The sequence below is a fragment of the Micromonospora sp. NPDC048999 genome (genome assembly GCF_040649295.1).
Classification (GTDB): Bacteria; Actinomycetota; Actinomycetes; order Mycobacteriales; family Micromonosporaceae; genus Micromonospora.
On record NZ_JBEZFI010000001.1, the window covers coordinates 682242 to 706632 of the forward strand.

At 71.3% G+C, this 24391-nt stretch carries 29 protein-coding genes and 2 tRNA genes; 16 read left to right on the forward strand and 15 right to left on the reverse strand.

The window, feature by feature from the left end; genetic code table 11:
* Positions 1 to 28: 28 nt before the first annotated feature.
* Genes AB0C02_RS03300 through amaP form a run of 6 tightly spaced genes read left to right on the forward strand, consistent with a single transcriptional unit; the run spans position 29 to position 2573 of the window.
* Positions 29 to 490 carry an Asp23/Gls24 family envelope stress response protein gene (locus AB0C02_RS03300; protein WP_357540574.1) on the forward strand — a complete coding sequence of 154 codons (462 nt, stop codon included), beginning with the start codon at positions 29 to 31 and terminating at the stop codon, positions 488 to 490.
* Positions 487 to 825, forward strand: coding sequence for a hypothetical protein (locus AB0C02_RS03305; protein ID WP_357540576.1), 339 nt, complete (start codon positions 487 to 489; stop codon positions 823 to 825). Before AB0C02_RS03300 ends, AB0C02_RS03305 begins: the two co-directional genes overlap by 4 nt.
* A 16-nt stretch (positions 826 to 841) precedes the next feature.
* Entirely contained in the window at positions 842 to 1024 is a 183-nt protein-coding gene (locus AB0C02_RS03310) for a hypothetical protein (protein WP_357540578.1), read from the forward strand.
* Entirely contained in the window at positions 1021 to 1449 is a 429-nt protein-coding gene (locus AB0C02_RS03315; RefSeq protein WP_357540580.1) for an Asp23/Gls24 family envelope stress response protein, read from the forward strand. The genes AB0C02_RS03310 and AB0C02_RS03315 overlap by 4 nt, the downstream gene beginning before the upstream one ends.
* Before the next feature lie 12 nt (positions 1450 to 1461).
* The gene (locus tag AB0C02_RS03320) at positions 1462 to 1998 is read left to right on the forward strand and encodes a DUF6286 domain-containing protein (RefSeq protein ID WP_357540582.1); all 537 of its coding nucleotides are present in this window, start codon (positions 1462 to 1464) and stop codon (positions 1996 to 1998) included.
* The gene (gene amaP / locus AB0C02_RS03325) at positions 1998 to 2573 is read left to right on the forward strand and encodes an alkaline shock response membrane anchor protein AmaP (protein ID WP_357540584.1); all 576 of its coding nucleotides are present in this window, start codon (positions 1998 to 2000) and stop codon (positions 2571 to 2573) included. Before AB0C02_RS03320 ends, amaP begins: the two co-directional genes overlap by 1 nt.
* Before the next feature lie 30 nt (positions 2574 to 2603).
* Here the strand turns inward: amaP and AB0C02_RS03330 are convergent, their stop codons facing one another.
* The 4 genes from AB0C02_RS03330 to AB0C02_RS03345 all read right to left on the reverse strand — a co-directional run bounded on the left by AB0C02_RS03330 (position 2604) and on the right by AB0C02_RS03345 (position 4430).
* Positions 2604 to 3194 (reverse strand): SigE family RNA polymerase sigma factor, encoded by a 591-nt coding sequence (locus tag AB0C02_RS03330; RefSeq protein WP_357540586.1) that lies wholly within the window; start codon positions 3192 to 3194, stop codon positions 2604 to 2606.
* Complete coding sequence (locus tag AB0C02_RS03335; RefSeq protein WP_357540588.1) at positions 3194 to 3718, reverse strand: permease-like cell division protein FtsX; 525 nt, start codon at positions 3716 to 3718, stop codon at positions 3194 to 3196. Before AB0C02_RS03335 ends, AB0C02_RS03330 begins: the two co-directional genes overlap by 1 nt.
* A 158-nt stretch (positions 3719 to 3876) precedes the next feature.
* Positions 3877 to 4242, reverse strand: a complete 366-nt coding sequence (locus tag AB0C02_RS03340; protein WP_357540590.1) for a hypothetical protein — start codon at positions 4240 to 4242, stop codon at positions 3877 to 3879.
* The gene (locus AB0C02_RS03345; protein WP_357540592.1) at positions 4239 to 4430 is read right to left on the reverse strand and encodes a hypothetical protein; all 192 of its coding nucleotides are present in this window, start codon (positions 4428 to 4430) and stop codon (positions 4239 to 4241) included. The genes AB0C02_RS03340 and AB0C02_RS03345 overlap by 4 nt, the downstream gene beginning before the upstream one ends.
* 219 nt (positions 4431 to 4649) lie before the next feature.
* Between AB0C02_RS03345 and AB0C02_RS03350 the strand changes: the two genes are divergently transcribed.
* Both AB0C02_RS03350 and AB0C02_RS03355 read left to right on the forward strand, forming a co-directional pair.
* Positions 4650 to 5453 carry a helix-turn-helix transcriptional regulator gene (locus AB0C02_RS03350; RefSeq protein WP_357540594.1) on the forward strand — a complete coding sequence of 268 codons (804 nt, stop codon included), beginning with the start codon at positions 4650 to 4652 and terminating at the stop codon, positions 5451 to 5453.
* Positions 5444 to 5626, forward strand: a complete 183-nt coding sequence (locus tag AB0C02_RS03355; RefSeq protein ID WP_357540596.1) for a DUF397 domain-containing protein — start codon at positions 5444 to 5446, stop codon at positions 5624 to 5626. The genes AB0C02_RS03350 and AB0C02_RS03355 overlap by 10 nt, the downstream gene beginning before the upstream one ends.
* A 62-nt stretch (positions 5627 to 5688) precedes the next feature.
* Here the strand turns inward: AB0C02_RS03355 and AB0C02_RS03360 are convergent, their stop codons facing one another.
* Together AB0C02_RS03360 and AB0C02_RS03365 are read right to left on the reverse strand one after the other, a co-directional pair.
* A complete protein-coding gene (locus AB0C02_RS03360) occupies positions 5689 to 6324 on the reverse strand; it encodes a hypothetical protein (RefSeq protein WP_357540598.1) in 636 nt (211 codons plus the stop codon).
* Positions 6325 to 6484: 160 nt separating this feature from the next.
* Positions 6485 to 7015 (reverse strand): GNAT family N-acetyltransferase, encoded by a 531-nt coding sequence (locus tag AB0C02_RS03365; protein ID WP_357540600.1) that lies wholly within the window; start codon positions 7013 to 7015, stop codon positions 6485 to 6487.
* A 270-nt stretch (positions 7016 to 7285) separates the two neighbouring features.
* On the opposite strand from AB0C02_RS03365, the gene AB0C02_RS03370 reads away from it, so the two are divergent.
* From AB0C02_RS03370 to AB0C02_RS03390, 5 genes are read left to right on the forward strand one after another with little or no spacing between them, the layout of a single operon-like run.
* Positions 7286 to 8257, forward strand: coding sequence for a hypothetical protein (locus tag AB0C02_RS03370; RefSeq protein WP_357540602.1), 972 nt, complete (start codon positions 7286 to 7288; stop codon positions 8255 to 8257).
* 46 nt (positions 8258 to 8303) lie between these two features.
* A complete protein-coding gene (locus AB0C02_RS03375) occupies positions 8304 to 10073 on the forward strand; it encodes a proline--tRNA ligase (RefSeq protein WP_357540604.1) in 1770 nt (589 codons plus the stop codon).
* 54 nt (positions 10074 to 10127) lie between these two features.
* Entirely contained in the window at positions 10128 to 10493 is a 366-nt protein-coding gene (locus AB0C02_RS03380) for a CBS domain-containing protein (protein ID WP_357540606.1), read from the forward strand.
* Positions 10494 to 10515: 22 nt separating this feature from the next.
* The gene (locus AB0C02_RS03385; protein ID WP_357540608.1) at positions 10516 to 10941 is read left to right on the forward strand and encodes a SufE family protein; all 426 of its coding nucleotides are present in this window, start codon (positions 10516 to 10518) and stop codon (positions 10939 to 10941) included.
* 20 nt (positions 10942 to 10961) lie between these two features.
* The gene (locus tag AB0C02_RS03390; protein ID WP_357540610.1) at positions 10962 to 11594 is read left to right on the forward strand and encodes a DsbA family oxidoreductase; all 633 of its coding nucleotides are present in this window, start codon (positions 10962 to 10964) and stop codon (positions 11592 to 11594) included.
* A gap of 40 nt (positions 11595 to 11634) precedes the next feature.
* On the opposite strand, the gene AB0C02_RS03395 is transcribed toward AB0C02_RS03390, so the two are convergent.
* The 4 genes from AB0C02_RS03395 to AB0C02_RS03410 all read right to left on the reverse strand — a co-directional run bounded on the left by AB0C02_RS03395 (position 11635) and on the right by AB0C02_RS03410 (position 14261).
* Entirely contained in the window at positions 11635 to 12183 is a 549-nt protein-coding gene (locus tag AB0C02_RS03395) for a YbaK/EbsC family protein (protein WP_357540612.1), read from the reverse strand.
* A gap of 83 nt (positions 12184 to 12266) precedes the next feature.
* Entirely contained in the window at positions 12267 to 12461 is a 195-nt protein-coding gene (locus tag AB0C02_RS03400) for a hypothetical protein (RefSeq protein WP_357540614.1), read from the reverse strand.
* A 69-nt stretch (positions 12462 to 12530) separates the two neighbouring features.
* Positions 12531 to 13916 carry an MFS transporter gene (locus AB0C02_RS03405; protein WP_357540616.1) on the reverse strand — a complete coding sequence of 462 codons (1386 nt, stop codon included), beginning with the start codon at positions 13914 to 13916 and terminating at the stop codon, positions 12531 to 12533.
* 84 nt (positions 13917 to 14000) lie between these two features.
* The gene (locus AB0C02_RS03410; protein WP_357540618.1) at positions 14001 to 14261 is read right to left on the reverse strand and encodes a hypothetical protein; all 261 of its coding nucleotides are present in this window, start codon (positions 14259 to 14261) and stop codon (positions 14001 to 14003) included.
* A 224-nt stretch (positions 14262 to 14485) separates the two neighbouring features.
* Here AB0C02_RS03410 and AB0C02_RS03415 point away from each other — a divergent pair, with 224 nt between their 5' ends.
* Positions 14486 to 18979, forward strand: coding sequence for a cation-translocating P-type ATPase (locus AB0C02_RS03415; protein WP_357541018.1), 4494 nt, complete (start codon positions 14486 to 14488; stop codon positions 18977 to 18979).
* Between the two features lie 4 nt (positions 18980 to 18983).
* On the opposite strand, the gene AB0C02_RS03420 is transcribed toward AB0C02_RS03415, so the two are convergent.
* Positions 18984 to 19928, reverse strand: a complete 945-nt coding sequence (locus AB0C02_RS03420; protein WP_357541021.1) for an L-threonylcarbamoyladenylate synthase — start codon at positions 19926 to 19928, stop codon at positions 18984 to 18986.
* A 631-nt stretch (positions 19929 to 20559) separates the two neighbouring features.
* On the opposite strand from AB0C02_RS03420, the gene AB0C02_RS03425 reads away from it, so the two are divergent.
* Positions 20560 to 20949 carry a hypothetical protein gene (locus AB0C02_RS03425; RefSeq protein ID WP_357540620.1) on the forward strand — a complete coding sequence of 130 codons (390 nt, stop codon included), beginning with the start codon at positions 20560 to 20562 and terminating at the stop codon, positions 20947 to 20949.
* Positions 20950 to 21335: 386 nt separating this feature from the next.
* Positions 21336 to 22448: a hypothetical protein gene (locus tag AB0C02_RS03430; protein ID WP_357540622.1), complete on the forward strand. Its 1113-nt coding sequence runs from the start codon at positions 21336 to 21338 to the stop codon at positions 22446 to 22448.
* Positions 22449 to 22934: 486 nt separating this feature from the next.
* Here the strand turns inward: AB0C02_RS03430 and AB0C02_RS03435 are convergent.
* The 4 genes from AB0C02_RS03435 to AB0C02_RS03450 form a co-directional block, all read right to left on the reverse strand.
* Positions 22935 to 23007: transfer RNA gene (locus AB0C02_RS03435), tRNA-Ala, on the reverse strand.
* A gap of 45 nt (positions 23008 to 23052) precedes the next feature.
* A complete protein-coding gene (locus AB0C02_RS03440) occupies positions 23053 to 23181 on the reverse strand; it encodes a DLW-39 family protein (RefSeq protein ID WP_357540624.1) in 129 nt (42 codons plus the stop codon).
* Positions 23182 to 23223: 42 nt separating this feature from the next.
* Positions 23224 to 23297, reverse strand: a tRNA-Ile gene (locus AB0C02_RS03445).
* A gap of 148 nt (positions 23298 to 23445) precedes the next feature.
* Positions 23446 to 24390, reverse strand: a complete 945-nt coding sequence (locus AB0C02_RS03450; RefSeq protein ID WP_357540626.1) for a DUF3566 domain-containing protein — start codon at positions 24388 to 24390, stop codon at positions 23446 to 23448.
* Between the last annotated feature and the right edge of the window lies 1 nt (position 24391).

Consider the following 24391-nt stretch of genomic DNA (forward strand, 5'->3'; position numbering starts at 1 on the left):
GACGAGCAGCCGAAGGAGTGCACGCCGCATGAGCCAGGTGACCAAGACCGGACAAGCTGGACACGCGGGTGGCATGCAGTCAGCCCGCCAGAACAAGCTCAGCAACGAAGACGGCAAGATCATGATTGCCGACAACGTGGTGCAGAAGGTCGCCGGGATGGCGTGCCGGGAGGTGGCGGGCGTGCACGCCATGGGCAACGCCGGCGCGCGCGCGTTCAGCGCCATCCGGGAGCGGATTCCCGGCAGCAGCGGGCCGAACGTGTCCCAGGGAGTCGGCGTCGAGGTCGGCGAGAACGAGGCCGCGATCGACCTGGACGTGATCGTCGAGTACGGGGTCAGCATCGCCGATCTGGGGCGGAACATCCAGCGCAACGTCAAGACGGCCGTCGAACGGATGACCGGCCTCAACGTCGCCGAGGTCAACATCAGCATCGATGACGTGCACCTGCCCGAGGCCGACGGCCAACGGCAGGAGCCGCGGGTGTCATGACCACCATTGTTGGACAGCGCGACGCGGTGGTCGACGGTGTCGACGTGGACGCCGTCGCGGCCGCGGCCCGCGCCTGTCCGGACGTGGTGGGCCTGACCGCGGGCTGGACGGGTGGCCGGGCCACCTACCTGCCCGGCCGCCGCGTCGAGGGCGTCGCCGTCGACGCCGACGCCGTGGTGGTCCAGGTCCGGGCCCGGTGGGGAACTACGGCCCAAGAACTCGCCGACGAGGTTCGCGCGGCGGTGGCACCGCTGGCTGCCGGTCGTCGGGTCGACGTGGTCATCGCCGATCTGGAGGAGCCACCTCCGGCCGGAACGGCTGTCCGTACAGCATGATGGAAAGAGCGACAGCATGATCAAGTTGATAGGTATCGTCGTCGGCCTGGCGTTGGGATTCGCCCTGGCATTCGGCAGCTTCGGTCAGATGCTGATCGTCGCGTTGTTCGCGTTGATCGGCTACGCGGTGTCGAAGTTCTTCGCCGGCGAGGTCAATCTCGCCCCGTACGTCCAGGGCCGCCGGCGGAGCACCCAGTGACCGCGGTAACCGACGCGACAGCGGGCGGGCACGGCCGGTCGGCGCACGAGGAACTGGGCCGGCTGAACATCCACGACCGGGTGGTGGAGAAGATCGCCGCGCGGGCGGCGGGGGAGATCGCCGAGGCGGGCAGCGCGACGCCGCGCGTCCTCGGGCGGTCCCTGCCCGGAGCGGGGCGCTTCGGCATCCGCCGGTCCGACCTGGACGCCGCCGCGAAGGCGTCCGCCCACATCGAGGGCTCGGTGACCAGGATCGAGTTGTCCATCAGCGTCCGCTGGCCGGCATGCATACCGGAGGTCACCGCCCTGGTCCGCGACCGCGTCCGGACCCGGGTGTCGGACCTGACCGGGCTGCGGGTCCAGGAGGTGGGGATCACCGTCACCGACCTGGTCACCGACAGTGCTGCCGGCAGCCGGGTGCGGTGAATCGAGGCCCGGGTGAGAATCGCCAACCGTCTGCTCGCGTTCCTGCTGAGCCTGGGGCTGACCCTCGGCGCCGTACTCGTGTTGATCGAGATCGTCGCCCACCTGGTCGGGGCGAAGCCGATCGTGCTGGACTGGCCCGGCCTGTACCGCTGGGCGTCCGGCGCCACCTGGGGCAGCGGGTTGGTGCGGCTGATCGGTGTGGTCCTCGTCGTGGTCGGTCTGCTCCTGCTCGCCGCGCAGCTCAAGCCCCGCCGGCCCGAGCGGCTGCGGCTGCAGCCCGTCAGTTCCGCCACCGACGCCGCCATCACCCATCGCGGCCTGGCCCGGACACTGCGAGACGCGGCCATCGAGGTCGACGGCGTCCACGAAGCCCACGTCCTGGTCGGCCAGCACCACGTACGCGTACGCGCCGAGGTCCACGACGGGGCAGCGCCGGTGGACACCCTGCACGAGGCGGTGGCCTCGGCCACCCAGCACCGCCTCGACGCGCTGCGCCTGGCCACGGCGCCGGCCCTGAGCGTACGGATCGACAAGGAGGAGCATCGCTGATGCGCGCCGACCGCACCAACCGAATCGTGGTCACCCTCCTGGCGCTGATCCTGCTCGCCGCCGGCATCACGATCCTCCTCGCCGGCACCAACCTCTTCGGCCCGAACCATGGCGGGCAGCCCCTGCTCGACAACCCGGCCGCGCGCTTCTTCAGCACCCATGGCGGCTGGCTCTGGCCGGTGGCAGCCGTGGCAGCCGCGATCCTCGCGCTGCTCGGCCTCCGCTGGCTGGCCGCCGTCGTCAGCGCCGAACCCGGGCAACGGCGCATCAACATCAGCGCCGACGGCGACGCCGGACGCACCGTCCTCGACTCCGGTGCCCTCGCCGACGCCGTCGCCACGGAAGTCGCGAACTGCCCGGGTGTGGACGACGTCGACACCCGGCTCTGGGGCAGCCCGAACGCCCCCCGCCTGGCGCTGAGAGTCACGGCCGATCCCGACGTCGACATCGCCGCGTTGCATGAGCAGCTCGAAACCCTCACGCTGCCCCGCATCCGGTACGCCCTCGGCAGGCCGGACCTGCCCGTCACCCTCGACCTCACCTACAGCCGCCGCCGGAGCGCTCGGGTCAGCTGACGGCACACGCCGGGTGGGGCGAGGACACCGTCAGATCCGTACGAAGTCCTCGCCGAGCACCGCCCGCAGCCTGCTCAACGCGCGGGCGTTCTGCGTCTTGACCACCGACACGGACACGCCGAGGATGCCGGCGACGGTCTCGACGCTCTGATCCTCCCAGTGCCGGAGCACCACGATGGCCTGGTCGCGGATGGACAGGGTGGCGAGGGCCCGCAGCAGGGTGATGTGCAGTTCCGGGGTGTCGTCGGGCGGGTGGTGGGGCGCCTCGGGTAGCTCGGCGAGCACCAGCTCGGAGTCACTGCGCCGCTTCTTCTGATCGAAGATGGCGTTCACCAGCACGCGGCGGCTGTACGCCTCGGGGTTCGCGGTGCCCCGGATCCTGCCCCACGATGCGTACATCTTTGCGAAGGTGATCTGGGTCAGGTCCTGTGCGAGGTGCCAGTCCCGGCACATCAGGTAGGCGGTACGCCGCAGCCCCGGCGCGGTGGCCGCCACGAACGCGGTGAACTCCGCCTGCCGGGCGGTCTGCGCCCGCCGCCGAGCCACGGCCCACCGGGCCACCAGGCCGTGCCTGGCCTCTTCGGACGTACCCGTGGCGGGAGTGGTCCGGACCTCTGCCATCACCTGTCCGCCCAGACGTTCGCCCCGGCGGGGCACAAGCTGCCGACGATCTCGTCGACGCCGGGCATCTGCTTTACGTGAGCTGCCAGGGCGGCGTACTGCGATCGTCCGGCCATCTTGATCCGAAACGACTCCGGAAGCTGGCTGGGCTGGACGCTGGCGACGAGGTCCGGCTCCTCCTCGTACAGTTTCGAGAACCTGGCGTAGGCCTCGTCGTGGCTTATGAAGACTATGGTGTGGACTGCCCGATTTTCCTCCAGCGCTCGCTTCACCGCGCCGCGCTGCTGATCGGTGACGTCCGAGGTCAGGAAGATCGATACATCGGTCGCGGTGCCCCGGGCCGGCGGCTTGCAGGTCGGGTTCACCAGCATCGCGAGCCCCGCTGGCACCGTCGCCGCCGGCACCGAACCGTCCGGCGGTGTCGCCACGTACGCCACCCCCAGGGCCGTGATGGTGACCATGCCGGCCGCACCCGCTGCCGCCAGCCGGTGTCGACGGCGGCGCAGGCTGGTGCCGGTGGCCATGGCTCGGCCTGCCAGGTCACCCGGCGGTGGCTCCGGCTCGTCAGCCAGTGCGCGATCGAAGAGTGGCCGCAGGTTCTGGTCCAAGATTCGCTCCCGTGGTCTGGTGGACTGCTACCTGTGATGACTGGTTGGGACAGCAGATCGGTCACATCGGCCCTCTACAAACCCGGCGATCGCGGTGGCTCGACCAGGCCCCTGCGGTACGGCCCCCAGGCGACGAAGCGTTCGAACAGGTCGCGTGGGGTGGGGCCGTCGTGCGGGTTGAGGCGGAACAGGTCGTGGGTGGCCTCGTGGTAAAGCCCGGACAGGTAGATGGCCAGGTCGACGGGGTTGTCGTCGTACTCGACCTTGAGCAGCAGGCGGGCCTCGGCGCACGGCCAGGGTTTCCCGCAGGCCCGGCACAGCCACAGCGGTCGAAGCGGCACATGCGGTGGGTAGCCGGGCGGGTAGGGGCGCGGCCGGTCGGGGTACGGCCCGAGGCGCGGTATCGGCAGCCCGGCGGCCGGCCGTTCGTGGCCGGTCACCAGCGACCGCCGTTGGCCCGCCACTCCTGGCCCGGGGTCAGCCGGCCAGGGCAGCCCGGCCGCATGGTCGGGATGGCCCGGGTGGGTTCGCGCATCCAGCCGGGCAGGTTCTCGCCCTTGACTCGGCGGGGCAGCGGTGGCGCCGGCACGGCGGTGCGGCAGCGGAACAAGCGCAGCGCGTTGCGCATCAGGACCTCCTCGACGGTGTACGGGTCGGGGCCGCCCCCGGCATCGGGGGAATCGGGGGCGGCCCCAGGGCGGGCCGGACGGGAAGCCCGCTACGTGACAGTCTGCTGATGACAGCACTACGCTCGGAAGGCATCAAAGCCCGCCGGGGCGCGGTCGAGCTGACTGTTGCGAATGGACGGCGGCGCTGAGGAACAGGCCGGAAGAATCGAGGAGGCATCGTGGAGAGTGGACCGAGCGCCGAGCTGATCCGGGCACAACTGCGGCGGCTGCGAATGAAAGCCGGGCTGAGCCAGGAGGAATTCGGGAAGCTCGTGCACTTCTCGGGATCCCACATCTCCTCCATCGAGCTGGGGCAGCGGCCGTTCGACCGGCTCTTCCTGAAGCGGGCCGACGAGGTGCTGGACAGCGGTGAGCTGTTGATAACCCTGCTCAAGATGGCCGAGCGCGAAGGCCAGCCGAGCTGGCTCCGCCCCTGGCTGGACGCCGAACGGGATGCCCAGTTGCTCTGGTGTTATCACCCCACGCTCATCCCCGGCCTGCTCCAGATCGAGAACTACGCCCGCACGGTGATCCGGGCCGACGACATGCTGAGCGACGACGAGGTGGAGAGGCGGGTGGCGGTCCGCATGGATCGGCAGGCCGTGCTCGGTCGACCGCAGCCGCCCAAGCTCGTGACGGTGATCGAGGAGACGGTGCTCCGTCGTGCCGACGAAAGCTTCCGAGGGATCATGGCCCAGCAAATCGCCCACCTGCTCGAGTGCGCCGAGCGTTCACACATCAGCGTGCACGTCGTTCCGGCGGAGATCAGCACGCATGTTGGGCTCGCCGGTCCGTTCACCCTCGCCCGGAGCGAAGGCGGCGAATGGGTCGGCCACTTGGAGAACCAGCTCGGCGGCACGTCGATCGACAAGGACGAGGACGTGGCTAGTCTGGTCGCGAGATGGGAAAGCGTCCGCAGCGAGGCGCTGCCTCGTCGGCAGTCGATCGAGCTGATGAAGGAAGTGATGACGTCATGGAGCTGACCGGGGCTGTCTGGCGCAAGTCCACCCGCAGCGGCAATGGCGAGTGCGTCGAGGTGGCCGACAACCTGGCCGGCGTCGTCGGCGTACGCGACAGCAAGGACCCCGACGGCCCGGTGCTCACCTTCGCCCCCCAGACCTGGCGCGCCTTCGTCGACTACACCAAGCGACACTGACCCAACGGACCAAGATGGCCCCGACGCAGAGGGTCGGGGCCATCATCGCAACGGGTGCGGGGTCATCGCCTCCCGGAGTCTGGGAACAGGTACAGATCGAACCACAGCCCCTGACTGTCAAGCTCCAACTGCTGGCTGCCCGAGAGGCTGGGCGGGCCGGCGTAGGTGCCGGTGAGCGTGTAGAGACCGGGGTCGACGGCGAACTGGAAGCGCCCGTCGGGGCCGGTGACAACCTCGATCCCGGCCGGCTCCAGCCGGATCGTCGCCCCCACCACCGGTAGCCAGGTGATCATGTCGAGTGCCTGGCCCGTAAGGTTCCAGATGACCGACACCGTGAAGGTGCCCTGCGTCATGGGGCTGAGGCGGCCTTGGCGGTCGACCGCCACTGCGTACACCGGATGCCCACCGCTCACGTTGCCGACGTCGATCGTCACATCGGCCGTACCACCGGGCCCTGCCGCGACCTCGCTGCCCAGGCTGGTGTTGTCGACGCTATACCGATAGGCGGTCACCTTTGTGCCGCCGTTCACGGCGAATCTGATGGCAATCTGGCCGCCCTCGGCGGCGCTATCCCCGTTCGGGAAAGTAATCGCCGGTTGGCGCGAGACCTTCTGCTCGGCCAGCTGCGCGGCGGCCGCCGACACAGGCGACGCCATCAGCACCGACCCGGCGGCCAGCAGCACCAGCGACGCGGTCAACGCGACGAAGCCGCGCCGAGCACGACAAATGCGCACACCCCAGGCAGATCTAACGAACATTCGAGCCCCCGTATCACCAGATGCAACGACATGATCACTCTAGATCATAAAGCCATCCCCATCAATGCCATTCGAAGCGCTGGCCTACGACGCGCGCGGGTCAGGGCCAGTGGGTGGTGTAAATCCAGTCGAGGCCGTCTTCTCCCTGCGTGTCGAGGTGCTCCGCGCGGTGCAGGCCGGCCCGCACGGCGACTCGCTGGGAGGCGACGTTCGCCGGACGGACTCGAGCGATGACCGGGTAGCCCGGCAGTTGATCGGCCGCCGAATCGACAACCGCGCTGGCCGCCTCGGTGGCTATGCCCTTGCCCCACGCCTCCGAGTCGAGGCGGTAGAAGAGGTTGAGGACATCGCGGTTCGTCAGCCGCATCAACTTGATGCCGCAGAAGCCCACGCCGCTGCCGCCGGAATAGATGACCCAGTACCCGAAGCCGTAACGCTGCCAGTGTTCGTCCCACCGGCGGTAGAGATCTTCCGCGTCGGCGCGGGTGCCAAGCATGTCGGCGGGGTTGTGCGCGCAGGCGCGCGGGTCGCTGTGGATGGCGTGGATCAGGTCGATATCGGCCGGTGTTGGGCGGCGTAGTGACAGCCGCGGGGTCATCAGCTCGTCGTTACCGAACCCTCGATCGCGCACGGCGCGACTATATAGACAGCTTGATCCACTCTTCGAATGCACTCGTTGTCGCTGGAACGCCCCGGCCGAGGTACTGCACGGGAACGTCAACCATGGCACGATGTGCGATCGCGTGGGATCCTCGCCATGTGGGGATCTTGCGGTGCGAAATGCCTATCGAGGGCCCCACACGCTGAGTCATCTCATTGGACGGATGATTGCATGCCCCCGGATCCGCGCAAGCTTCGCCGCTCCCTGCTGTGGTACGCCTTCGGTCTAGCGTGTCTCACCGTGCTCCTGGTTGGCGTGCTGCTCACGTACCAGGATGGTCAGTTGCACCGGAATTCGGTGTTTTCCTCGATCGGCCTGGATCTGATTGCGGCGGTCATCTTCGCCGTGATCTTCGCGGTGCTCAGTAATCGGATCCAGGACCGGGGCATCGAAGACAGTTTTGAGGAAGGTCTGGACGGCCTCGAACGCCGGCTCACCGCCACGCTTGCCAGCCACAACCAGGCGTTCCTGCCGTCGGCGACGTATCCGGCCCTCGACCCGGGGGCTAATTTCGGGGACGCCTACAACCAAGACCTCACGGCGAGCCTGGAACGCAGCAGCACCTTTGCCTTCCAGGGACCCAGCGCCCGCTTCGTTGCCGCCCGCTTGATGAAGTTGCGGCACTATCCCCAGCAGATCAAGGTTGTCATGCTCGACCCCAGTAACCGGAGGGCCGTCGCCCGGCGGGCAGCGGATCGCGCGCATTGGCCGAACTCGCAGGGCAAGCCCCCGAGTGTCCTGGAGAAGGAGCTACGCGAGGAGCTCATCGTCAACATCACCTCGCTCTTCGACTGCCGTCAGATCTGCCCCGTTGAGCTGCTGTACCACGGTGACACGGCGGTCTACCGCTACGCGATGTGCGACGACGCCGTCTACCTGTCCTGGTACCACGGGCCGCAATCCGCCGGCCGGGAGATGCCCGAGTCCTACCGTTTCGGCGTCAACTCGTTTTGGTACCAGGCTTTCCGGCTTGACCTGTTGCGCAAGTTCGAGGTGTCCGACCGGGTTGTCAGGTTCGAGCCGACCGACGATGACCAGGTGCTCAGCGCACACCTGGCGAAGCTGTTGGATCAGCCGGTCGCGCCGCGAGATCTGCAACGGTGGCGCGCGATGCACGCCAAGCAGACGGCCGTATTCAGCACCTATCTCGATGGTGTCTACAGCCATACGCGCCCGAACTCGCGGCGCTTCCGCGTCGGCCAGGATGCGTGACCCGAAAAGGATCGCGGCCCGGCCGCGCCCGCCGTACGCTGCGGCAATGCTGCTGCGCATGTCGACCCTGCTGCTCCGGACCCTGCGCGAGGACCCGGCCGACGCCGAGGTGCCGAGCCACCGGCTCCTGCTCCGCGCCGGCTACATCCGCCGCGCCGCCCCGGGCGGCTACACCTGGCTGCCGCTCGGCAAGCTGGTGCTGGACCGGGTCACCGAGATTGTCCGGTCGGAGATGGCGGCGATCGGCGACCAGGAGGTGCACTTCCCGGCGCTACTGCCGGCCGACCCCTACCGGACCAGCGGGCGGTGGACGGAGTACGGCGACGACATCTTCACCCTGGCCGACCGGAAGGGCGCCGAGCACCTGCTCGCTCCGACCCACGAGGAGATGGCCGCGCTGCTGGTGAAGGACCTCTTCACCTCGTACCGGGACTTTCCGGTGACGCTGTTCCAGATCCAGACGAAGTTCCGGGACGAGGCCCGGCCCCGGGCCGGCCTGCTGCGCGGGCGCGAGTTCCTGATGAAGGACGCGTACTCGTTCGACCTGGACGAGGCGGGGCTCCAACAAGCCTATGAACGGCACCGGACGGCCTACGAGAACATCTTCAACCGGCTCGGGCTGGACTTCACGGTGGTGCACGCGATGTCCGGAGCGATGGGCGGCTCCGCGTCGGAGGAGTTCCTGGCCACGACCCCGGTCGGCGAGGACACCTTCGTCGGCTGCACCGCCTGCGACTACGCGGCCAACACCGAGGCGGTGGTGACCCGCGCCCCGGCCGCCGGTGACCCCGACGCGCACCCGGTGACGGAGGTGCACGACACCCCGGAGACGCGGACCATCGCCTCGCTTGTCGAGCTGGCGAACGCCCGCGCCCTCGGCGGTCGGACCGGCTGGACCGCCGCCGACACCTTGAAGAACGTGGTGCTGACCGTACGCCGGCCGGGCGCGGAGACCGGCGAGCTGCTGGTGATCGGCCTGCCGGGCGACCGCGAGGTGGACCTCAAGCGGGTCGAGGCCGCGCTGCACCCGGCCACCGTGGCGGTCTTCGAGGACTGGGCGGACAATCCCGAGCTGGTCCGCGGCTACATCGGGCCGCAGATCCTCGCCAAGCACGGCATCCGCTACCTGGTCGACCCACGCGTGGTCCCCGGCACCGCCTGGCTGACCGGGGCGAATGAGCCGGGCCGGCACGCGGTCGACGTGGTCTCCGGGCGGGACTTCGTCCCGGACGGCACGATCGAGGCCGCCGAGGTGCGTCCCGGCGACCCCTGCCCGGCCTGCGAGACCGGCGAGCTGGCCATGCGGCGGGGCGTTGAAGTCGGGCACATCTTCCAGCTCGGCCGCCGCTTCACCGACGCGTTCACGGTCGACGTGCTCGGCCCGGAGGGCAAGCCGGTCCGGCCCACCATGGGCTGCTACGGCATCGGGGTCTCCCGGGCGGTGGCCGCCGTCGCCGAGCAGCACCACGACGACCGGGGGCTGGTCTGGCCGGCGGCGGTCGCGCCGTGCGACGTACACCTGGTGGCGGCCGGGAAGGGGCCGCAGCTCGACGCGGCGCTGGAGCTCGGCGGGCACCTCTCCGCCGCCGGCCTGCGGGTGCTGGTCGACGATCGCACCCACGTGTCGGCCGGGGTGAAGTTCACCGATGCCGAGCTGGTCGGCATCCCGCGCGCCGTCGTGGTCGGCCGCCGTCTCGCCGAGGGGTACGTCGAGCTGCGCGACCGGGCCTCCGGCGAGCGGGTCGAGCTGCCGGTGGACGAACTGGTCGAGCGCCTGCTCGATCAGGTACGCGGGGCGCACCGCGCCGGGGTGTAGCGGACGCGCCACGGGGTACCGCTGTCGGATCGATCGACGTGTTTCGGAGGGCGCATGCACCGGGTCAGCGACGTGATGACCAAGCAGGTCGTCTACCTGTCGGCAGAGACCACCCTGGACGAGGCGGCCAGGGTGATGCGGGAGTCCGACATCGGCGACGTGGTGGTCACCGACGGGGCGACGCTCGCCGGCATGCTGACCGACCGCGACATTGTCGTCCGGGCGGTCGCCGAGCGGGCCGACCCGGCGGCCACCACGATCGGCTCGATCATCACTCGGGAGGTGGTGATGATCGAGCAGCACGCCACTGCGAGCGAGGCGGCCGCCCTGATGCGTACGCGCAACATCCGGCGGGTGCTGGTCTGCGACGGCGAGCGCAAGCTAGTCGGCATCGTCTCCCTCGGCGACCTGGCCATCTGAACAAAGCGGATAGCCTCAGGGGATGCCCGAGATGCCGAGCAAGCTGGCCGAGATCGTCGACGAGTTCGCCGCCGCGCCCCGCGACGTGGTGCTGGAGATGCTCCTCGAGTACGCCGACGTCGTGCCGCCCCTGCCGGCGGAGCTGGACCGGGCGGCGCTGGAACAGGTCCCCGAGTGCCAGACCGCCTTCTTCCTGCGCGCCGAGGTCGAGCCGGACCGGACGGTGCGTACGGTCTTCGACTGTCCGCCGGAGGCGCCGACCACGCGCGCCTTCGCCGGCATCCTCGCCGAAGGGCTGGCGGGGGCGAGCGCCGAGGAGGTACTGACCGTCCCGGACGACCTCTACCAGCGAATGGGGCTGGCCCAGGCGATCAGCCCATTGCGGGTACGCGGCGGCAACGCGATCCTGGCCCGGCTCAAGCGCCAGGTCCGGGAACAGATCTCCTGATCGACGGGTTGTCTCCGATCATGGAGATCGAGATCTACGCCGACGTCGTGTGTCCCTGGTGTTGGATCGGCAAGCGCCGGCTGGAGCAGGCGCTGGAGTCGTACGACGGTGACGTGACCGTCCGGTTCCGGCCCTTCCAGCTCGACCCGACGCCGGTGACCGAGCCGAAGCCGCTGGTCGAGGCGATGGCCGCCAAGTTCGGCGGCCGGGAGCGGGCCGAGGGGATGTTCGCGCATGTGACCCAGGTCGCCGCCGGCGTGGGGCTCGACCTGCGTTTCGACCGCGCGGTGCAGGCCAACACCTTCGAGGCGCACCGGCTGGTCCGGTACGCCGCCGAGCGGGGCCGGGCCGCCGAACTGGTCGAGGCCCTCTATCGGGCGCACTTCCACGACGGTGTGGACGTCGGCTCGACGGACGCGCTGGTCAAGCTGGCCGCCGAGGTCGGCCTGGACGAGGCCGAGACCCGGGACTACCTGGAGTCGAACCTCGGCCGGCGCGAGGTGGCCGCCGACCTGGCCACGGCGCACCAGCTCGGCGTTTCCAGCGTGCCGACCTTCGTGCTGGCCGGGAAGTACGCCGTCACCGGCGCCCAGGAGCCGGAAACCCTGCTCGCCGCTCTCCGCGAGGTCGAGCAGCGCGAATCGACCGAGTGACTACGGTTCCACGTGAAACAAGATCGATGATGCTGGCTGCCTAGGCGGGCTTGGCCAGGTCCTCCACCACCGTCGCCCCGGGCAGCGCGCCGAGCGCCGACCCGGGCAGCGCGATCTTGCTGTGCCGTACGCCGGACCCGATGATCACGTGCGGGGTGGCGACCACCCGCGAGTCGACCAGGATCGACCACTCCGCCGGCAGCCCGATCGGAGTGATCCCGCCGTACTCCATCCCGGTCAGCTCGACCGCGTCGGTCATCGGCGCGAAGCTCGCCTTGCGCACGTCCAGCATTCGGCGAACCACTCCGTTGACGTCGGCCCGGGTGGTGGCGAGCACGACGCAGGCCGCGTACCGGGTCTCGCCGCCCCGCTTGCCGGCCACCACCACGCAGTTCGCCGACTCGTCCAGCCCCACCTCGTACGCGGCGCAGAACGCGGCCGTGTCGGCCAGCTCGGCGTCGATCGGGGCGACCAGCACGTCGTCAACGTCGACAGGCGCCCCGCCGGGCCACCGCTGCATCGCGGCGGCGACCGGCGGGGCCAGCAGGTCCAGCCGGGTGCGGGCAGGTTCGGTCTTCAGCGTCCCCATCACGGGTGCGATCCTCGCACCCGGCAACGGATTCCGCCCACCGACCCTCCGGCCGACCACCCACCGGTCGCCCCGGCCGGAGGTCAGCTGCCGGTGAGGAAGGCGTTCTCGCGGGCGAAGGTCCTGTCCTGGTAGGCCGCGAGCTGCTCCTCGCGGGCCACCTGGGCGCGGTGCGCCTCGACATCCTCGAGGCCGTGCCGGACGCCGATCCGGATCACGCCGTAGAGGAAGACGAAACCGAACACGTAGAGGATCACCGTGGTGACGAAAACCAGCATGCGGTCACGGTAAAGCGAATGCGAGCCGCCGAAGCTTTCATCTTCGGTCGGGTCCCCCGTACGTGTCTCTCATCGAGCGGATGAACCTGCCGGGCGCACCACCACCCGGCCGGCGAGCAGCACGCCGACCAGCCCGCAGCCGGCCGCCACGGCCAGGGTCACCGCGTAGCTCGCCGGACCGGGAGCCGATCCCGCCGCCAACACGGCGCCGGTCAGCGCCAGCACGGTGGCGGCGGCGAGCGAGTCGCCCAGCTGCAGCGCCGAACTGTTGCGGCCCTGCTCGTCCGGCGCGGAGAGGGCCAGGGTGAGCACCGACAGCGACGGATAGAGCAATCCCATGCCGAGGCCGGCCACGGCCCACGCGAGGACCACCAGGGCCACCGGCACGTCCTGCAGCACGGCCAGCGCCACGCCGGCCGTGCCCGCGGTGATGCAGATCAGCCCGGCCCGGGGCAGGGTGGCGGCGGAACGCGGCGAGGCCAGCCGGCCCTGGATCCACGAGCCCGCCGACCAGGCGAGCGCGCCGACGGTCAACACCAGGCCGGCCGCGGTCGGCGAGAGGCCGCGTTCCCGGGAGAGCATCAGCGGGATCACCACCTCCGCCCCGGCGAACGCCGCCGAGGCGAGGCCGCGCAGGCCGACCACCGTGGGCAGCCCCCGCCCGGCCCGCAGGAAACCGGCCGGCAGCAGGCGCGGGGCGCAGGCCAGCAGCCCGGCCAACGCCACCGCCACCAGCGCGGCGGCGAACACGCCACGCTGCTGCCCCCCGTGGTGCAGCACTGCGGCGCTCGCCCCCGCCCCGCAGGCCCAGCCGATCCGGGCCAGCGCGCCGGCCGGCGGTCGGGTCGGCACCGCCGCACCCAGCGCCCGCAGCCCGGGCTGAATCAACAGCACCGCCGGCACCGCGACCACCGGCACCGCCAGGAACACCCAGCGCCAGCCCAGGTGCTCGACGATCAGGCCGGCCAGCGCCGGACCGACCAGCGACGGTACGACCCAGGCCGCCGCGAACGCGGCGAAGACCTTCCGCCGTAACTCCTCGGGGTACGCCTTCCCGACGATCACGTACAGCGCGACGGAGAGCAGACCCGACCCGAAGCCCTGCACCACGCGGCCGGCGACCAGCACGCCCATCGTCGGGGCGGCACCCGCGACGACCAGCCCCACCACGAACCAGGCGACCCCGTGCCACATCGGCGGGCGGGGTCCCCGCGCGTCGCACCAGATGCCGGAGACGACCATGCCCACCACGCCGACGGCGAACGGACCGCCGAAGGCGAGCGCGTACAGGGCCAACCCGTCCAGGCTGCGGGCGACCGTGGGCATCGCGGTGCCCACGGCGAGGGCCTCGAACGCCAGCAACGAGACCAGGGCGACGCTGCCCACGGTCATCGCGCGCAGGCGCGGCGAGTACAGCTTCGCTGGTGAAGCCGCAGGCGCGGCGGTGGCGGTCACCGGCGGTCCGGCGTACGTGCGGTCGGCATGGGCTCAAGCTTGGGACCTCAACCCGGATTCAGGTCAACGGTGAGCCTGGTCTCGTCAGGCCGACTGCAGCGCCTCGCCCAGGCCCCGAACCACGCCGGAGAGGTGCTGGTCGCCCAGCAGGTGACCGGCGGTGATCACCAGGGCCAGCGGCCACTCGATCACCTGGAACGCGGCGAGCAGGCCCAACCCCGCGTAGTAGGCCAGCTTGTCCGGCGGGGGCACCGCCACCTCGCCCAACACCGGAATCTCCACCCGCCGGCTGTACGTGCTGATCATCTCGTGCGCACCGTTAAGTTGCCGCGTCAGCGTGCTCATCCCGCCCTCCCCAGGTTTTTGGTGACATCCCTCCGAGGCGGCATTCCACCGCCGACCCCGTCCATGCCACGGGTAGCGCGGAAACTTCCCCCGCTCGAAGGGCATAACGGACGCGACGCCGGGAAGTCGCCGGCCGAGACGGACACGGGAGGCGAGATGGCATACGGCGGGTGCGGCGACTGGAGCACCGGGGAGCGGGGCCGGCGGCTCGGCCGTACACCTCGATGACCTCGTTGGGCCGGTACGCCGGCCTCCTGCTGGCGCCGGTGGCCGTGCCGTTCGCCGTCGCACGGGTCGCCCGTGCCGCCGTCACCGGGGTGCCCGGCGCTTCCCGGGCGGGCCTCGGCGACGCCGTGAAGGGCGCCGTGCCGCACAGCGTCACCGAGGCCGCGGAGAGCGTCGGTACGGCGGCGACCCGGCTGGCCCGGCTCGTCGGGCTGACCCGGCGGCGGGTCTGGTCGAAGGACGGCCGGCACCACATCGAAGTGCACGGGGTCTGCCAGAACGGCGGGGACCGGCTGGCCCGGCAGGTCGAGGAGGCGCTGGAACAGATGCCCGGGGTGGCCTGGGCCCGGGTCAACGCGCCCTCCGGCCGGGTGGTCGTGGCGGTCGAGGAGCCCACCCCGAGGATGCGCGAGCTGATCGCCACCATCGCGCGGGTCGAGCGGGTGTGCCCGTACGAGCCGGATTCGGAGATCCCGCCGCCGCACCCGCCCGAGGAGGGCCCGCGCACACCCCGGACGCTGGGCGCGCTGGCCTCGGACGCGCTCGGCCTGACCATCTCGGCGGCCACCCGGGTCCTGCCGTTCACTCCGGTCCCCGGTGAGGTGTCCGGCTTCCTCGCGGCGATCGACCTGCATCCGAAGCTGCACGCGCTGGCCGACCGGGGGATTCGCGCGGACCCGCGCGCCGATCTGTTCTTCCCACTCGCCGAGGCGGTCGTGCAGGGCCTGACCGGCGGCTGGGCCGGGATAGTGCTGGACGGCGCGCAGCGGGTGGTGCAGTGGGGCGAAGCCCGCGCCCAACTCTCCGCTTGGACCAAGGCGGAGCCGCGGCTGACCGGGGACCCGGACCGCGCGGTGGCCCGCGTACCGAAGGGGCAACGCCCGTGCCCGGTGCCGGACGGCCCGGCGGAGCGGTACGTGACCCGGGTACTCGCCGCCGGGGCGGCGGCCGGTGCCGGCGCGCTGCCGGTGGCCGGGGGCAAACGGTCTGCGGCGCTGGCCATCTCCTCGCTGCCGAAGGCGCCGGGGAACGGGCGAGAGGGTTACGCCGCACAGCTCGGCCGGATGCTGGCCCGGCGCGGTGTCATTGCAATGGACCGCAGCGTGCTGCGGCAACTGGACCGGATCGACACGGTGGTGCTGGACAGCGCCATCCTCGGCTCCGACCGGGGCGTGCTGGCCGACCTGGCGCCCCTGCCCGGGGCGGACACCGCACAGGTCGCCGCCCAGGCCTTCGCCCTCTTCGACCCGGCCACCCCCAACGCGCTGCACGAGGCGGACGGCTGGCGGCTCGGGCCGCTGGACCGAGTCGACGCCACCAATCCCGGGGACACCCCGGACAGCCGCCGCCTCCGGGAGAGCGGAAGCCCGCTGCTCGGCCTCGCGGCCGGCGACGCCCTGGCCGCCCTGCTGCGGGTCGAGCCGGAGCCGGCGCCCGGCGTGGACCTCCTGCCCACCGCCACCCGCCAGGCCGGCCTGCGGCTCGTGATCGCAAGCGACGACGACGAGCGGTACGGCTTCGCCGACCTCGTGCTGCCCGGCGGCCCCCGCCTCGCCGAGTCGGTACGCGCCCTGCAACGCGACGGTGCGGTCGTCATGGTCGTATCCGGTGACCGCGCCGCGCTCGGCGCCGCCGACTGCGGGCTCGGCGTGGCCGCCCCGGACGACCTTCCACCCTGGGGCGCGCATCTGCTGGTCGGCGACGACCTGCGGATTCCCGCCCAGCTGATCGATGCCACCGGCGTGGCCCGCCGGATGACCCGGCAGAACATCCGGATCGCGATGGCCGGCAGCGGCCTGGGGGCGTTGAACGCGTTCACCGCCGCCCCCGAGCAGTTGCCCGGTCGGACCCTCGCCGCGGTGAACGGCGCCGGTGCGATCGCCTTCGCGCACGGCGTGTGGCGGGCCCGCCGGCTGCCGGACCGGACCCGCTCGCCGGTGCCCGCGCTGACCGCCTGGCACCTGATGCCGGTGGAAACCGTGCTGGACCAGCTCGACACCGACCCGGCCGGGTTGACCAGCGAGGAGGCGCAACGCCGCTGCCGGGCCGCGACCGGCGACGGCGGCGGCCCGGCCGGGCTGCTGCGCGTGTTCGCGGACGAGCTGGCAAACCCGCTCACCCCGGTGCTCGCCGCCGGGGCGGTGCTCTCCGCCACGTTCGGCTCGCTGGTCGACGCGGCCCTGGTCGGCGGGGTGGTCGGCGGCTCGGCCCTGGTCGGCGCGGTGCACCAGCGCAACACCGAACGGTCCCTGGCCGAGCTGCTGTCCCGCTCGGCGGTGACCGCCCGGGTCCTCCGGGACGGCGCCGAACAGGTGGTGCCCGCCGAGGATCTGGTCCGGGGGGACGTCATCACGGTGGGCCCCGGCGACGCGATCCCGGCGGACTGCCGGGTGCTCACCGCCGACGGGCTGGAGGCCGACGAGTCGTCGCTGACCGGCGAGTCCCTGCCGGTGCGCAAGAGCCCCGAACCGGTGGTGGCGGCGGCCGTCGCCGAACGACACTCCATGGTGTACGAGGGCACCACCGTCGCCGCCGGTCACGGCACCGCCGTCGTGGTGGCGACCGGCGAGGAGACCGAGGCGGGACGGAGCCTCGCCATGGCCCGGCAGGCCCCGCCGGCCAGCGGTGTGGAGGCGCGGCTCGGGAAGCTGACCAGCTCCGCCGTACCGCTGGCGGCCGGCTCGGCGATCGCGGTGGCCGGGGCGGGCCTGCTCCGGGGCGTACCCCTGGCGGAGACGGCGGCAACCGCCGCGAACCTGGCCGTCGCCTCGGTGCCGGAGGGGCTACCGTTCCTGGTCAGCGCCGCACAGCTGGCGGCGGCGCGGCGCCTAGCCGAGCACGGCGCGCTGGTCCGCAACCCGCGCACCATCGAGGCGCTGGGCCGGGTGGACGTACTCTGCTTCGACAAGACCGGCACCCTCACCGAGGGCAAGCTGCTGCTGGCCGGGGTGGGCGACGGCGACGACCACTATGCCCCGCCGGACCGGCTGGACGAGACACTGCGGCTGACCCTGGCCGCGGCGCTGCGCGCCACCCCGATGGCGGCCGACCCCGAGGAACTGCCCCAGCAGACCGACCGGGCGGTACGCCGAGGTGCGGGAAACGCCGAGGTGACGGAGCAGATCGGTGCCGCCGACTGGGTGGCGGTGGGCGGGCTGCCGTTCGAACCGTCACGCGGCTACCACGCCACCGTCGGGCGGACCGCCGACGGACTGCTGCTCAGCGTGAAGGGCGCACCCGAGTCGGTGCTGCCCCGCTGCACGACCCTTCGGTGCCGGCGCGATGAGCCGCTCGACGAGGCGGGCCGGAACGCCCTGCACGCGATGCTGGCCGAGCGGGCCCGGGCCGGGCACCGGATCCTCGCCGTCGCCGAGCGCCGCGTACCCGAGGAGACGGTGACCGACGACCAGGTCAACGGCCTGGTCTTCATCGGCTTCCTGGCCCTCGCCGACGGGGTACGGGAGAGCGCCCGACCCGCCGTGCGCCGCATCCGGCAGGCCGGTGTGCACACCATCATGATCACCGGAGACCACCCGGCCACCGCCGAGGCGATCGCCGCGACCATCAGTCCCGACCACGGGGAGCAGCGGGTGGCCACCGCGACCGACCTGGACCTGCTCGACGACGAGGCGCTGGCCGAACGGCTCATGGCGACCGACGTGGTGGCCCGCTGCACCCCGGCCCACAAGGTCCGCATCATCCAGGCGCTGCAACGGCTCGGCCGTACGGTGGCGATGACCGGCGACGGCGCCAACGACGCCCCGGCGATCCGGCTGGCCGACGTGGGTATCGCGCTCGGTCAGCGCGGCACCCCGGCGGCCCGCGCCGCCGCCGACCTGGTGGTCACCGACGACCGGCTGGAGACGATCATCGCCACCCTGGTCGAGGGACGGGCGATGTGGTCGTCGGTCCGCCACGCGCTGAGCATCCTGGTCGGCGGCAACCTCGGCGAGATCGCGTTCAGCGTGCTGACCGCCGCCGCCACCGGCCGGTCCGCGCTGACCGGACGGCAGCTGCTCCTGGTCAACCTGCTCACCGACCTGGCGCCGGCGCTGGCCATCGCGGTCCGCCCGCCCGCCTCCGACCGGGCCGACCACCTGCTGCGGGAGGGCCCGAACACCCTCGGCGGGACAATGACCCGAGAGATCGCGCTGCGGGCGGGCGCCACCACGCTGGGCGCCACCGCCGGCTGGACGGTGGCCCGGTGGACCGGTAGGGACCGCCGGGCCGGGACGGTCGCGCTCGCCTCGCTGGTCGGCACCCAGCTCGGCCAGACCGTGCTGGCCGGCGGCACCAGCCCCACCGTGCTCGCCTCCACCGCCGCCTCGATCGGCGTACTGGTCGGGGTGGTGCAGACGCCGGGGCTCAGCCAGTTCTTCGGCTGCACGCCGCTCGGCCCGGTGGGCTGGACGATCGCCGCCGGCTCCGCGCTCGGCGCGACCTTCGCCAACGGCGCGCTCACCCGACTCGTCGACCGCCTCCCGCAGCGCTGAGCGGTCAGTGCCAGGTGGCGGCGGCCCGCCGCAACCGGTCGTTGATCGCCCGCCCCACCCCGACGTCCGGGACCGGCTCGGCGACGATCTCGGTCACCCCGGCCGCGTCGAGCCTGTGCAGGGCGTCGAACAGCCGCGCGGCCGCCGCGGTCAGGTCACCCTCGGGCGACAGCACCTCCACGGCCGCCCAGGCACCGGCCACCGGCGGCTCCCGGAAGGCCAGGAATCCGCACCGGCCACCGTCGCCGGTCGCCGACCCCACCCGCAACGGCGTACGCGGGGCGTAGTGCGCGGCGAGGGTCCCGGGCGCCACCGGCTGGCCGGAACTGCCCGGTCGTACGTCAACCGGCCCGACCGCCTCGATCAGCGCCTCCACCGGCAGCGCGCCCAGCCGGAGCACCACCGGCCGCTCGCCCCGGGCGTCCACGATGGTCGACTCGATGCCGCACCGGGTCGGGCCGCCGTCGAGCACCACGTCCACCGCGCCGCCCAGCCCGGCCACCACGTGCTCGGCCCTGGTCGGGCTGAGCTGCCCGAACCGGTTGGCGCTGGGGGCGGCCACCGGCACCCCGGCCGCGGCGATCAGCGCCCGGGCGGACGGCTCGTCCGGCACCCGGACCGCCATGGTGTCCAGTCCTGAGGTGACGATCGGCGGGATCACCGCCGGCCGGTCCACGATCAGCGTGAGCGGGCCGGGCCAGAAGCGCTCGACCAGGGCGGCGACCGCGGATGGCACCGTGCCGACCAGGTGAGGCAGGTCGGCGGCGTCGGCCAAGTGGGTGATCAACGGGTCGAAGCTGGGTCGGGCCTTCGCCTCGAAGATTCGGGCCGCCGCCCGGGCGTCGAGCGCGTTCGCGCCCAGCCCGTAGACCGTCTCGGTGGGGAAGGCGACCAGCCCGCCGGTACGCAGGACGGCGGCCGCCTCGGCGATGCCGCTGACCGCCGGCAGGACGCGCGGGGATCCGGAACTCACGTCTCGACGCTAGCCTGCCGGCGTACGGTCGGTACGACGGGTCGGTGCAGTCGCGCCGCGGTTCTGAGAGATCGCGTCAGCACCGGACTCGGGCGACGGTATGCCTTGTAAGCGATATGCCTGAGAGTCATGAATATGCCCGAGAGGCATGATGCTCGCGAGGGGCTTGCCCCCAGCGAATCCCACTGCGGGTGACGACGGTGAGGGGTTTGGCCGTCCAGCCAAGATCACTCTCTTGCGGTATGCAACGAAGTGTTCTTGAAAGGACGGAAAGCGTCGCACAAAATTACGAACTAAATCGTCCTTTGTGGTGCCTTCCGCTCGACTACGTCGTTGGTGTAGGAGCGGGCAACGAGGCCTGCACAGGGAAGGGGCGGATCGCCGTGAGGGGCCGCCCTTTTCTGCTGCCCAGTTGCGGGTTCGGCAGGCATATGGGAACCACGCTCTCCGCAGATCCGCGCTACAGTTGCCCATGGCTTCGGGTTTCCCTCCCATCCGAATCTGGTGCTCGGGTCTGATCTCTTTGGTCGTGATGACCGGATGCGACTCCACACCCGAGACCCCATCCGAGCCCTCGCCCCCCGCGTCCGCCTCTGGACAACGCCAGGTGGCTGAGCCGCCTGCACCGACCGCCTCGACTTGTCCGCCGACCGCCCAGTTGGCCGGGCCCGGCACACCCCCGGACCTTCAGGGCACCGGTGACGGCGCAACGCTGTGGGCGTTGCCGTTTCCCACGGAGCCTGTGCTGGCGGCCGGCAAGGAGCTCAAGGTGGCCTGGCGCATGACCGGCAGCGGCGACTTCGCAATCAGCGCCACAGGCCCCGACGGAAACGTGGTCAAGCCCGTCTGGGGTCCCGAGCCGCATGGCCGCAGCAACTGGGAACGGCCGGGCGACGAGTGGGGCACCGGCTGGGTCTTTCCCACCGCTGGTTGCTGGACGATCAATGCGACGCGAACCAGCGGGACAGGATCCCTGGTACTGCGCGTCGCGGAATAGCCGCGATGGGTCCTCACCCTCCGGCTGGCACACCGCGTCAGGGAACGCCATCTAGAAGTTGATGTCGTTGGCGAAAGACTAGAAGGTGTACCTCGGCTTGAGGCTTGAGGTGCGAACGTCAACAAAGTCCTCCCCGGCTTCGCTCTTCAGGATCGGCTGCTCTTATTGGGCCTACGGCGTAGGACAACCCCAGGCACCGATCGAGATGAGGGCAACACCGCCGATTACGGTGACGGCCTGTCGGAGAACGCCGAAACGGTCCGTCAGGCCGACGCGTCGCAGAGCACGCCGTGACCATCGCGATCGTCCCTGCTCAAGGCTCATGGTCCCGCGTCGGAGCCGCCTCCGTACGATGCTCCTCGCTCACCCCTACCTGGAGATCCAATATGCACCTACGAGTCCTCGGCCGCGTAGTGCGGGGCGGTATCGGCCTGCTCGTGGCCTGCGCTGCGGCGACCTTGGCCGCCCAGCCGGCTGTGGCCGCCGAACCCGCCCCGATCGAGTTCGCCTTCGCCGACGATTACTGCAAGAGCGCGACCATCACGGTCACCAACCACACCAACGAGGCCGTGGACTACCAGCTCGCCCGGAAGACCTGGCGGCTGAACGAAACGCTGGACTCGCTGTCGTTCACCGTCGCCGCCAACAGCACCCGGGAGCACCGCTGGCAGTCCGAGTACGGGCACACGATCGTCGCCACCAGCAGCGTGCTCGCCGCACCGGTCACGTACGAGTTCGACGACAACGGCGCCTGCGGGTGGAGCAACCCGGAGGTGTTCTTGCAGCTGGACTGTTCGGGCAATGCGGTGTTCGGGGTCATGAACGGCACTACGACCACGGTGGGAGGCCTGGCGTTCGCCCAGAACGGGAAGCCGACCGGGCTCTTCGCTCTCGAACCACGCCAGTCGCGTTACCAGGTGCACTCCGGCCTGAATCCCGGTGATCGGGTTAGCCTGATGCGCAAGAGCCTGTCGGGGCAGCTTGAACTCGTGGAGTGGGACCGCTACCGCTATCGCGAGCACCCGAAGTGCGGCCAGACGCCGCCGGCCACGGTGAGCCAGACCTGCGAGGGCATCCACATCGAGACCGTCAACACGCAGAAGGCGAGCAAGCTCGTCATCAGCTACCCGAGGGAGCAGACGATTGGCTTCGAGGCGGTGAAGGTCGACGTGGCCGCCGGGGAGAAGCTGGTCAAGGACGTGACCATCCCGCGTGACGGTGTCGTCATGCTTCTGTGGGAGCAGATGTGGGACACGTCCGGCGGCGACAGCCCGGCGGCGGCGTTCATCGTCCGCGATTCCGCCAAGGCCTGCGCGACGCCCAGCGTGTCGGCACCGCAGCCGTCCTCGCCGGCCGGGCAACCGTCCGCCTCGCCCCATTCCGGCGGCCTTGCGGTCACCGGCGCGCCGGTGGGCATGTTCGCCGCGGTCGGCGCCGTGCTACTGGCGCTGGGAGCGGGCCTCGTCCTGATTGCGCGTCGCCGCCGGTCCGCAGCCTGACCCTTGACAGCCACCGTCGGTGGCGGAGCCCGCTCGCTCTGCCACCGACGGTCTTCCGACCGAGTTCGCGGACGCCCTGCGGCACCTTTGCCCGCATCCCTGACCCTGATCAGGACCGCCGCTAGTCCAAGGCACGAGGTGCAGAGCTTTGCCCAGCCCACTCGGGCTGCGCCGCCGACCTCTCTGGAGGGCACGCCCCTGATCTCGGATGTCCGTCAAAGCGGGCGGCTAGCTAGCGGCTTGACTGTCATCCCGTCTGCCGAATCCCGCTGAGCCGCGGGAGGTGCAACGGATGCTCCGGCACAAGACGCTGCGCATCACGTCGGAGACGTACGTGCACTGGTGGCCGAAGCGGGGCCGGCCTCGCGGGATCGTCGGGAGCGTCCTACGGTCGGCGCTCTCGTCCCAAGATCAAGCCTGATCTGTACTGACGTTGTACTAGCCGGTCAAGCAAACAGCGAAACCGCTGGTGAGGAGGATGAGAAGTGGAGCCCAGGGGACTTGAACCCCTAACCCCTGCCTTGCAAAGGCAGTGCTCTGCCAGTTGAGCTAGGGCCCCGAGTCGGGCGGACCCGCCCGGTGTGCTGGCAGCCGGAGCGACCGCTCAGCGCAGGTCAGGCGCGGTCGTCGCCTCGTGCCACAGGGCACGCTCGTCGTTCGCGGCCTTCACCTTCCTGGCCACGACGGCGGCCACGCCGACGATGCCGGCCAGGATCAGGAGCTTCTTGAACATGGGGCAACCCCTCACGCTCGACTACCGTCGGACGACGTGCGGTGGGGCTAGCTGGAATCGAACCAGCGACCTCAGAGTTATCAGCTCTGCGCTCTAACCGACTGAGCTATAGCCCCGCGTAGCGACGGCCAAGGTTAACCCATCGCCGCCTCCGCACCCAAATCGGGGGTCCGTGGCGGCCCTCACCCGCGCCTGGGAAGAACCTACCCGGATACGCGACGCCGGGGCGACCGCTTTACGCGATGCCCCGGCGTCGTCGTCGGGTCAGTCCCGCTCGGCGAGGGTCAGCTCGACCCCGCCGACCAGGTCGGCGCAGACGTTGTAGACGAAGGCGCCGAGGGTGGCGAGCGCGGTGAAGAGCACCACGTTGACCAGGCCAATCAGCGCGGAGCTCATGATCACGCCCTTGGCGGTGATCTGGAAGCCGCCGCCCGAGCTGTTGCTGGCGTTGACCAGGTCGGTCAGGCTCGCGTTGACCTCCTTGAACACGCCCATCGCGTCCAAGGCCAGGTAGAGCACCGAGGTGGCGACGACCACCACGATGAAGAGCACCACCGAGACCGCGAACGCGAACTTCATCACGGACCACGGGTCGATCCGCTTGAGGTTCAGCCGGGCCCGACGCGGCCCGCGCGAGGCGGCCGAGCTGACCGAGGTACGCGCGGCGCGTACCGCCTCACCCACCCGGGCGGCTCCGACGGCCGACGCCCCACCGACGGCCGACGCCCCACCGACGGCCGACGCGCCGCCGACGCCCGGGGGCAGGCCACCGCCGTTGACGGCCCGGCCCGGCGCGCCGGCACGGGCACCGTCCGAACCGGGCTTGGCAGCCGCGCCGGGACCTGCACCGACGCGCGGCTGGAGGCCGGTCGTGCCGCTCGACGGCCGGGTCGTACCCGTCGGCTTGATCGGCTGGGTCGCGGCGGGCGGCGGCGCGGCGGCCGCTCGGGCGGCGCCGTCGGTGGAGGTCGGGGCGTCGACCATGGTCTGGTCAGCCTGCTCGCTCGTCTCCGAGTCCTCCGCGGGCTTGTCCGGCGGCGGGGTCATGCCGGGTGCCCGGGTGAACTTCGGGGCAGGCGCGTCGGCGGGGACCGTGGCCCGGCCCACGGCCGCGCGGCCGGTCGCTGGTGTACCGCCCTTTGCGGCCTCCTCGTCGACCGGGTTGGCCGAGGTCCCCTTGTTCCCCGACTTCGCCTGTGTCTCCGTCATC

What these genes read in the sequence shown, in the direction of transcription:
- AB0C02_RS03300 (WP_357540574.1), top strand. Translation starts at nt 29, where the DNA reads ATGAGCCAGGTGACCAAGACCGGACAAGCTGGACACGCGGGTGGCATG.
- AB0C02_RS03305 (WP_357540576.1), top strand. Translation starts at nt 487, where the DNA reads ATGACCACCATTGTTGGACAGCGCGACGCGGTGGTCGACGGTGTCGAC.
- AB0C02_RS03310 (WP_357540578.1), top strand. Translation starts at nt 842, where the DNA reads ATGATCAAGTTGATAGGTATCGTCGTCGGCCTGGCGTTGGGATTCGCC.
- amaP (WP_357540584.1), top strand. Translation starts at nt 1,998, where the DNA reads ATGCGCGCCGACCGCACCAACCGAATCGTGGTCACCCTCCTGGCGCTG.
- AB0C02_RS03330 (WP_357540586.1), bottom strand. Translation starts at nt 3,194, where the DNA reads ATGGCAGAGGTCCGGACCACTCCCGCCACGGGTACGTCCGAAGAGGCC.
- AB0C02_RS03335 (WP_357540588.1), bottom strand. Translation starts at nt 3,718, where the DNA reads ATGGCCACCGGCACCAGCCTGCGCCGCCGTCGACACCGGCTGGCGGCA.
- AB0C02_RS03345 (WP_357540592.1), bottom strand. Translation starts at nt 4,430, where the DNA reads ATGCGCAACGCGCTGCGCTTGTTCCGCTGCCGCACCGCCGTGCCGGCG.
- AB0C02_RS03355 (WP_357540596.1), top strand. Translation starts at nt 5,444, where the DNA reads ATGGAGCTGACCGGGGCTGTCTGGCGCAAGTCCACCCGCAGCGGCAAT.
- AB0C02_RS03375 (WP_357540604.1), top strand. Translation starts at nt 8,304, where the DNA reads ATGCTGCTGCGCATGTCGACCCTGCTGCTCCGGACCCTGCGCGAGGAC.
- AB0C02_RS03380 (WP_357540606.1), top strand. Translation starts at nt 10,128, where the DNA reads ATGCACCGGGTCAGCGACGTGATGACCAAGCAGGTCGTCTACCTGTCG.
- AB0C02_RS03385 (WP_357540608.1), top strand. Translation starts at nt 10,516, where the DNA reads ATGCCCGAGATGCCGAGCAAGCTGGCCGAGATCGTCGACGAGTTCGCC.
- AB0C02_RS03390 (WP_357540610.1), top strand. Translation starts at nt 10,962, where the DNA reads ATGGAGATCGAGATCTACGCCGACGTCGTGTGTCCCTGGTGTTGGATC.
- AB0C02_RS03395 (WP_357540612.1), bottom strand. Translation starts at nt 12,183, where the DNA reads ATGGGGACGCTGAAGACCGAACCTGCCCGCACCCGGCTGGACCTGCTG.
- AB0C02_RS03400 (WP_357540614.1), bottom strand. Translation starts at nt 12,461, where the DNA reads ATGCTGGTTTTCGTCACCACGGTGATCCTCTACGTGTTCGGTTTCGTC.
- AB0C02_RS03410 (WP_357540618.1), bottom strand. Translation starts at nt 14,261, where the DNA reads ATGAGCACGCTGACGCGGCAACTTAACGGTGCGCACGAGATGATCAGC.
- AB0C02_RS03415 (WP_357541018.1), top strand. Translation starts at nt 14,486, where the DNA reads ATGACCTCGTTGGGCCGGTACGCCGGCCTCCTGCTGGCGCCGGTGGCC.
- AB0C02_RS03430 (WP_357540622.1), top strand. Translation starts at nt 21,336, where the DNA reads ATGCACCTACGAGTCCTCGGCCGCGTAGTGCGGGGCGGTATCGGCCTG.
- AB0C02_RS03440 (WP_357540624.1), bottom strand. Translation starts at nt 23,181, where the DNA reads ATGTTCAAGAAGCTCCTGATCCTGGCCGGCATCGTCGGCGTGGCCGCC.
- AB0C02_RS03450 (WP_357540626.1), bottom strand. Translation starts at nt 24,390, where the DNA reads ATGACGGAGACACAGGCGAAGTCGGGGAACAAGGGGACCTCGGCCAAC.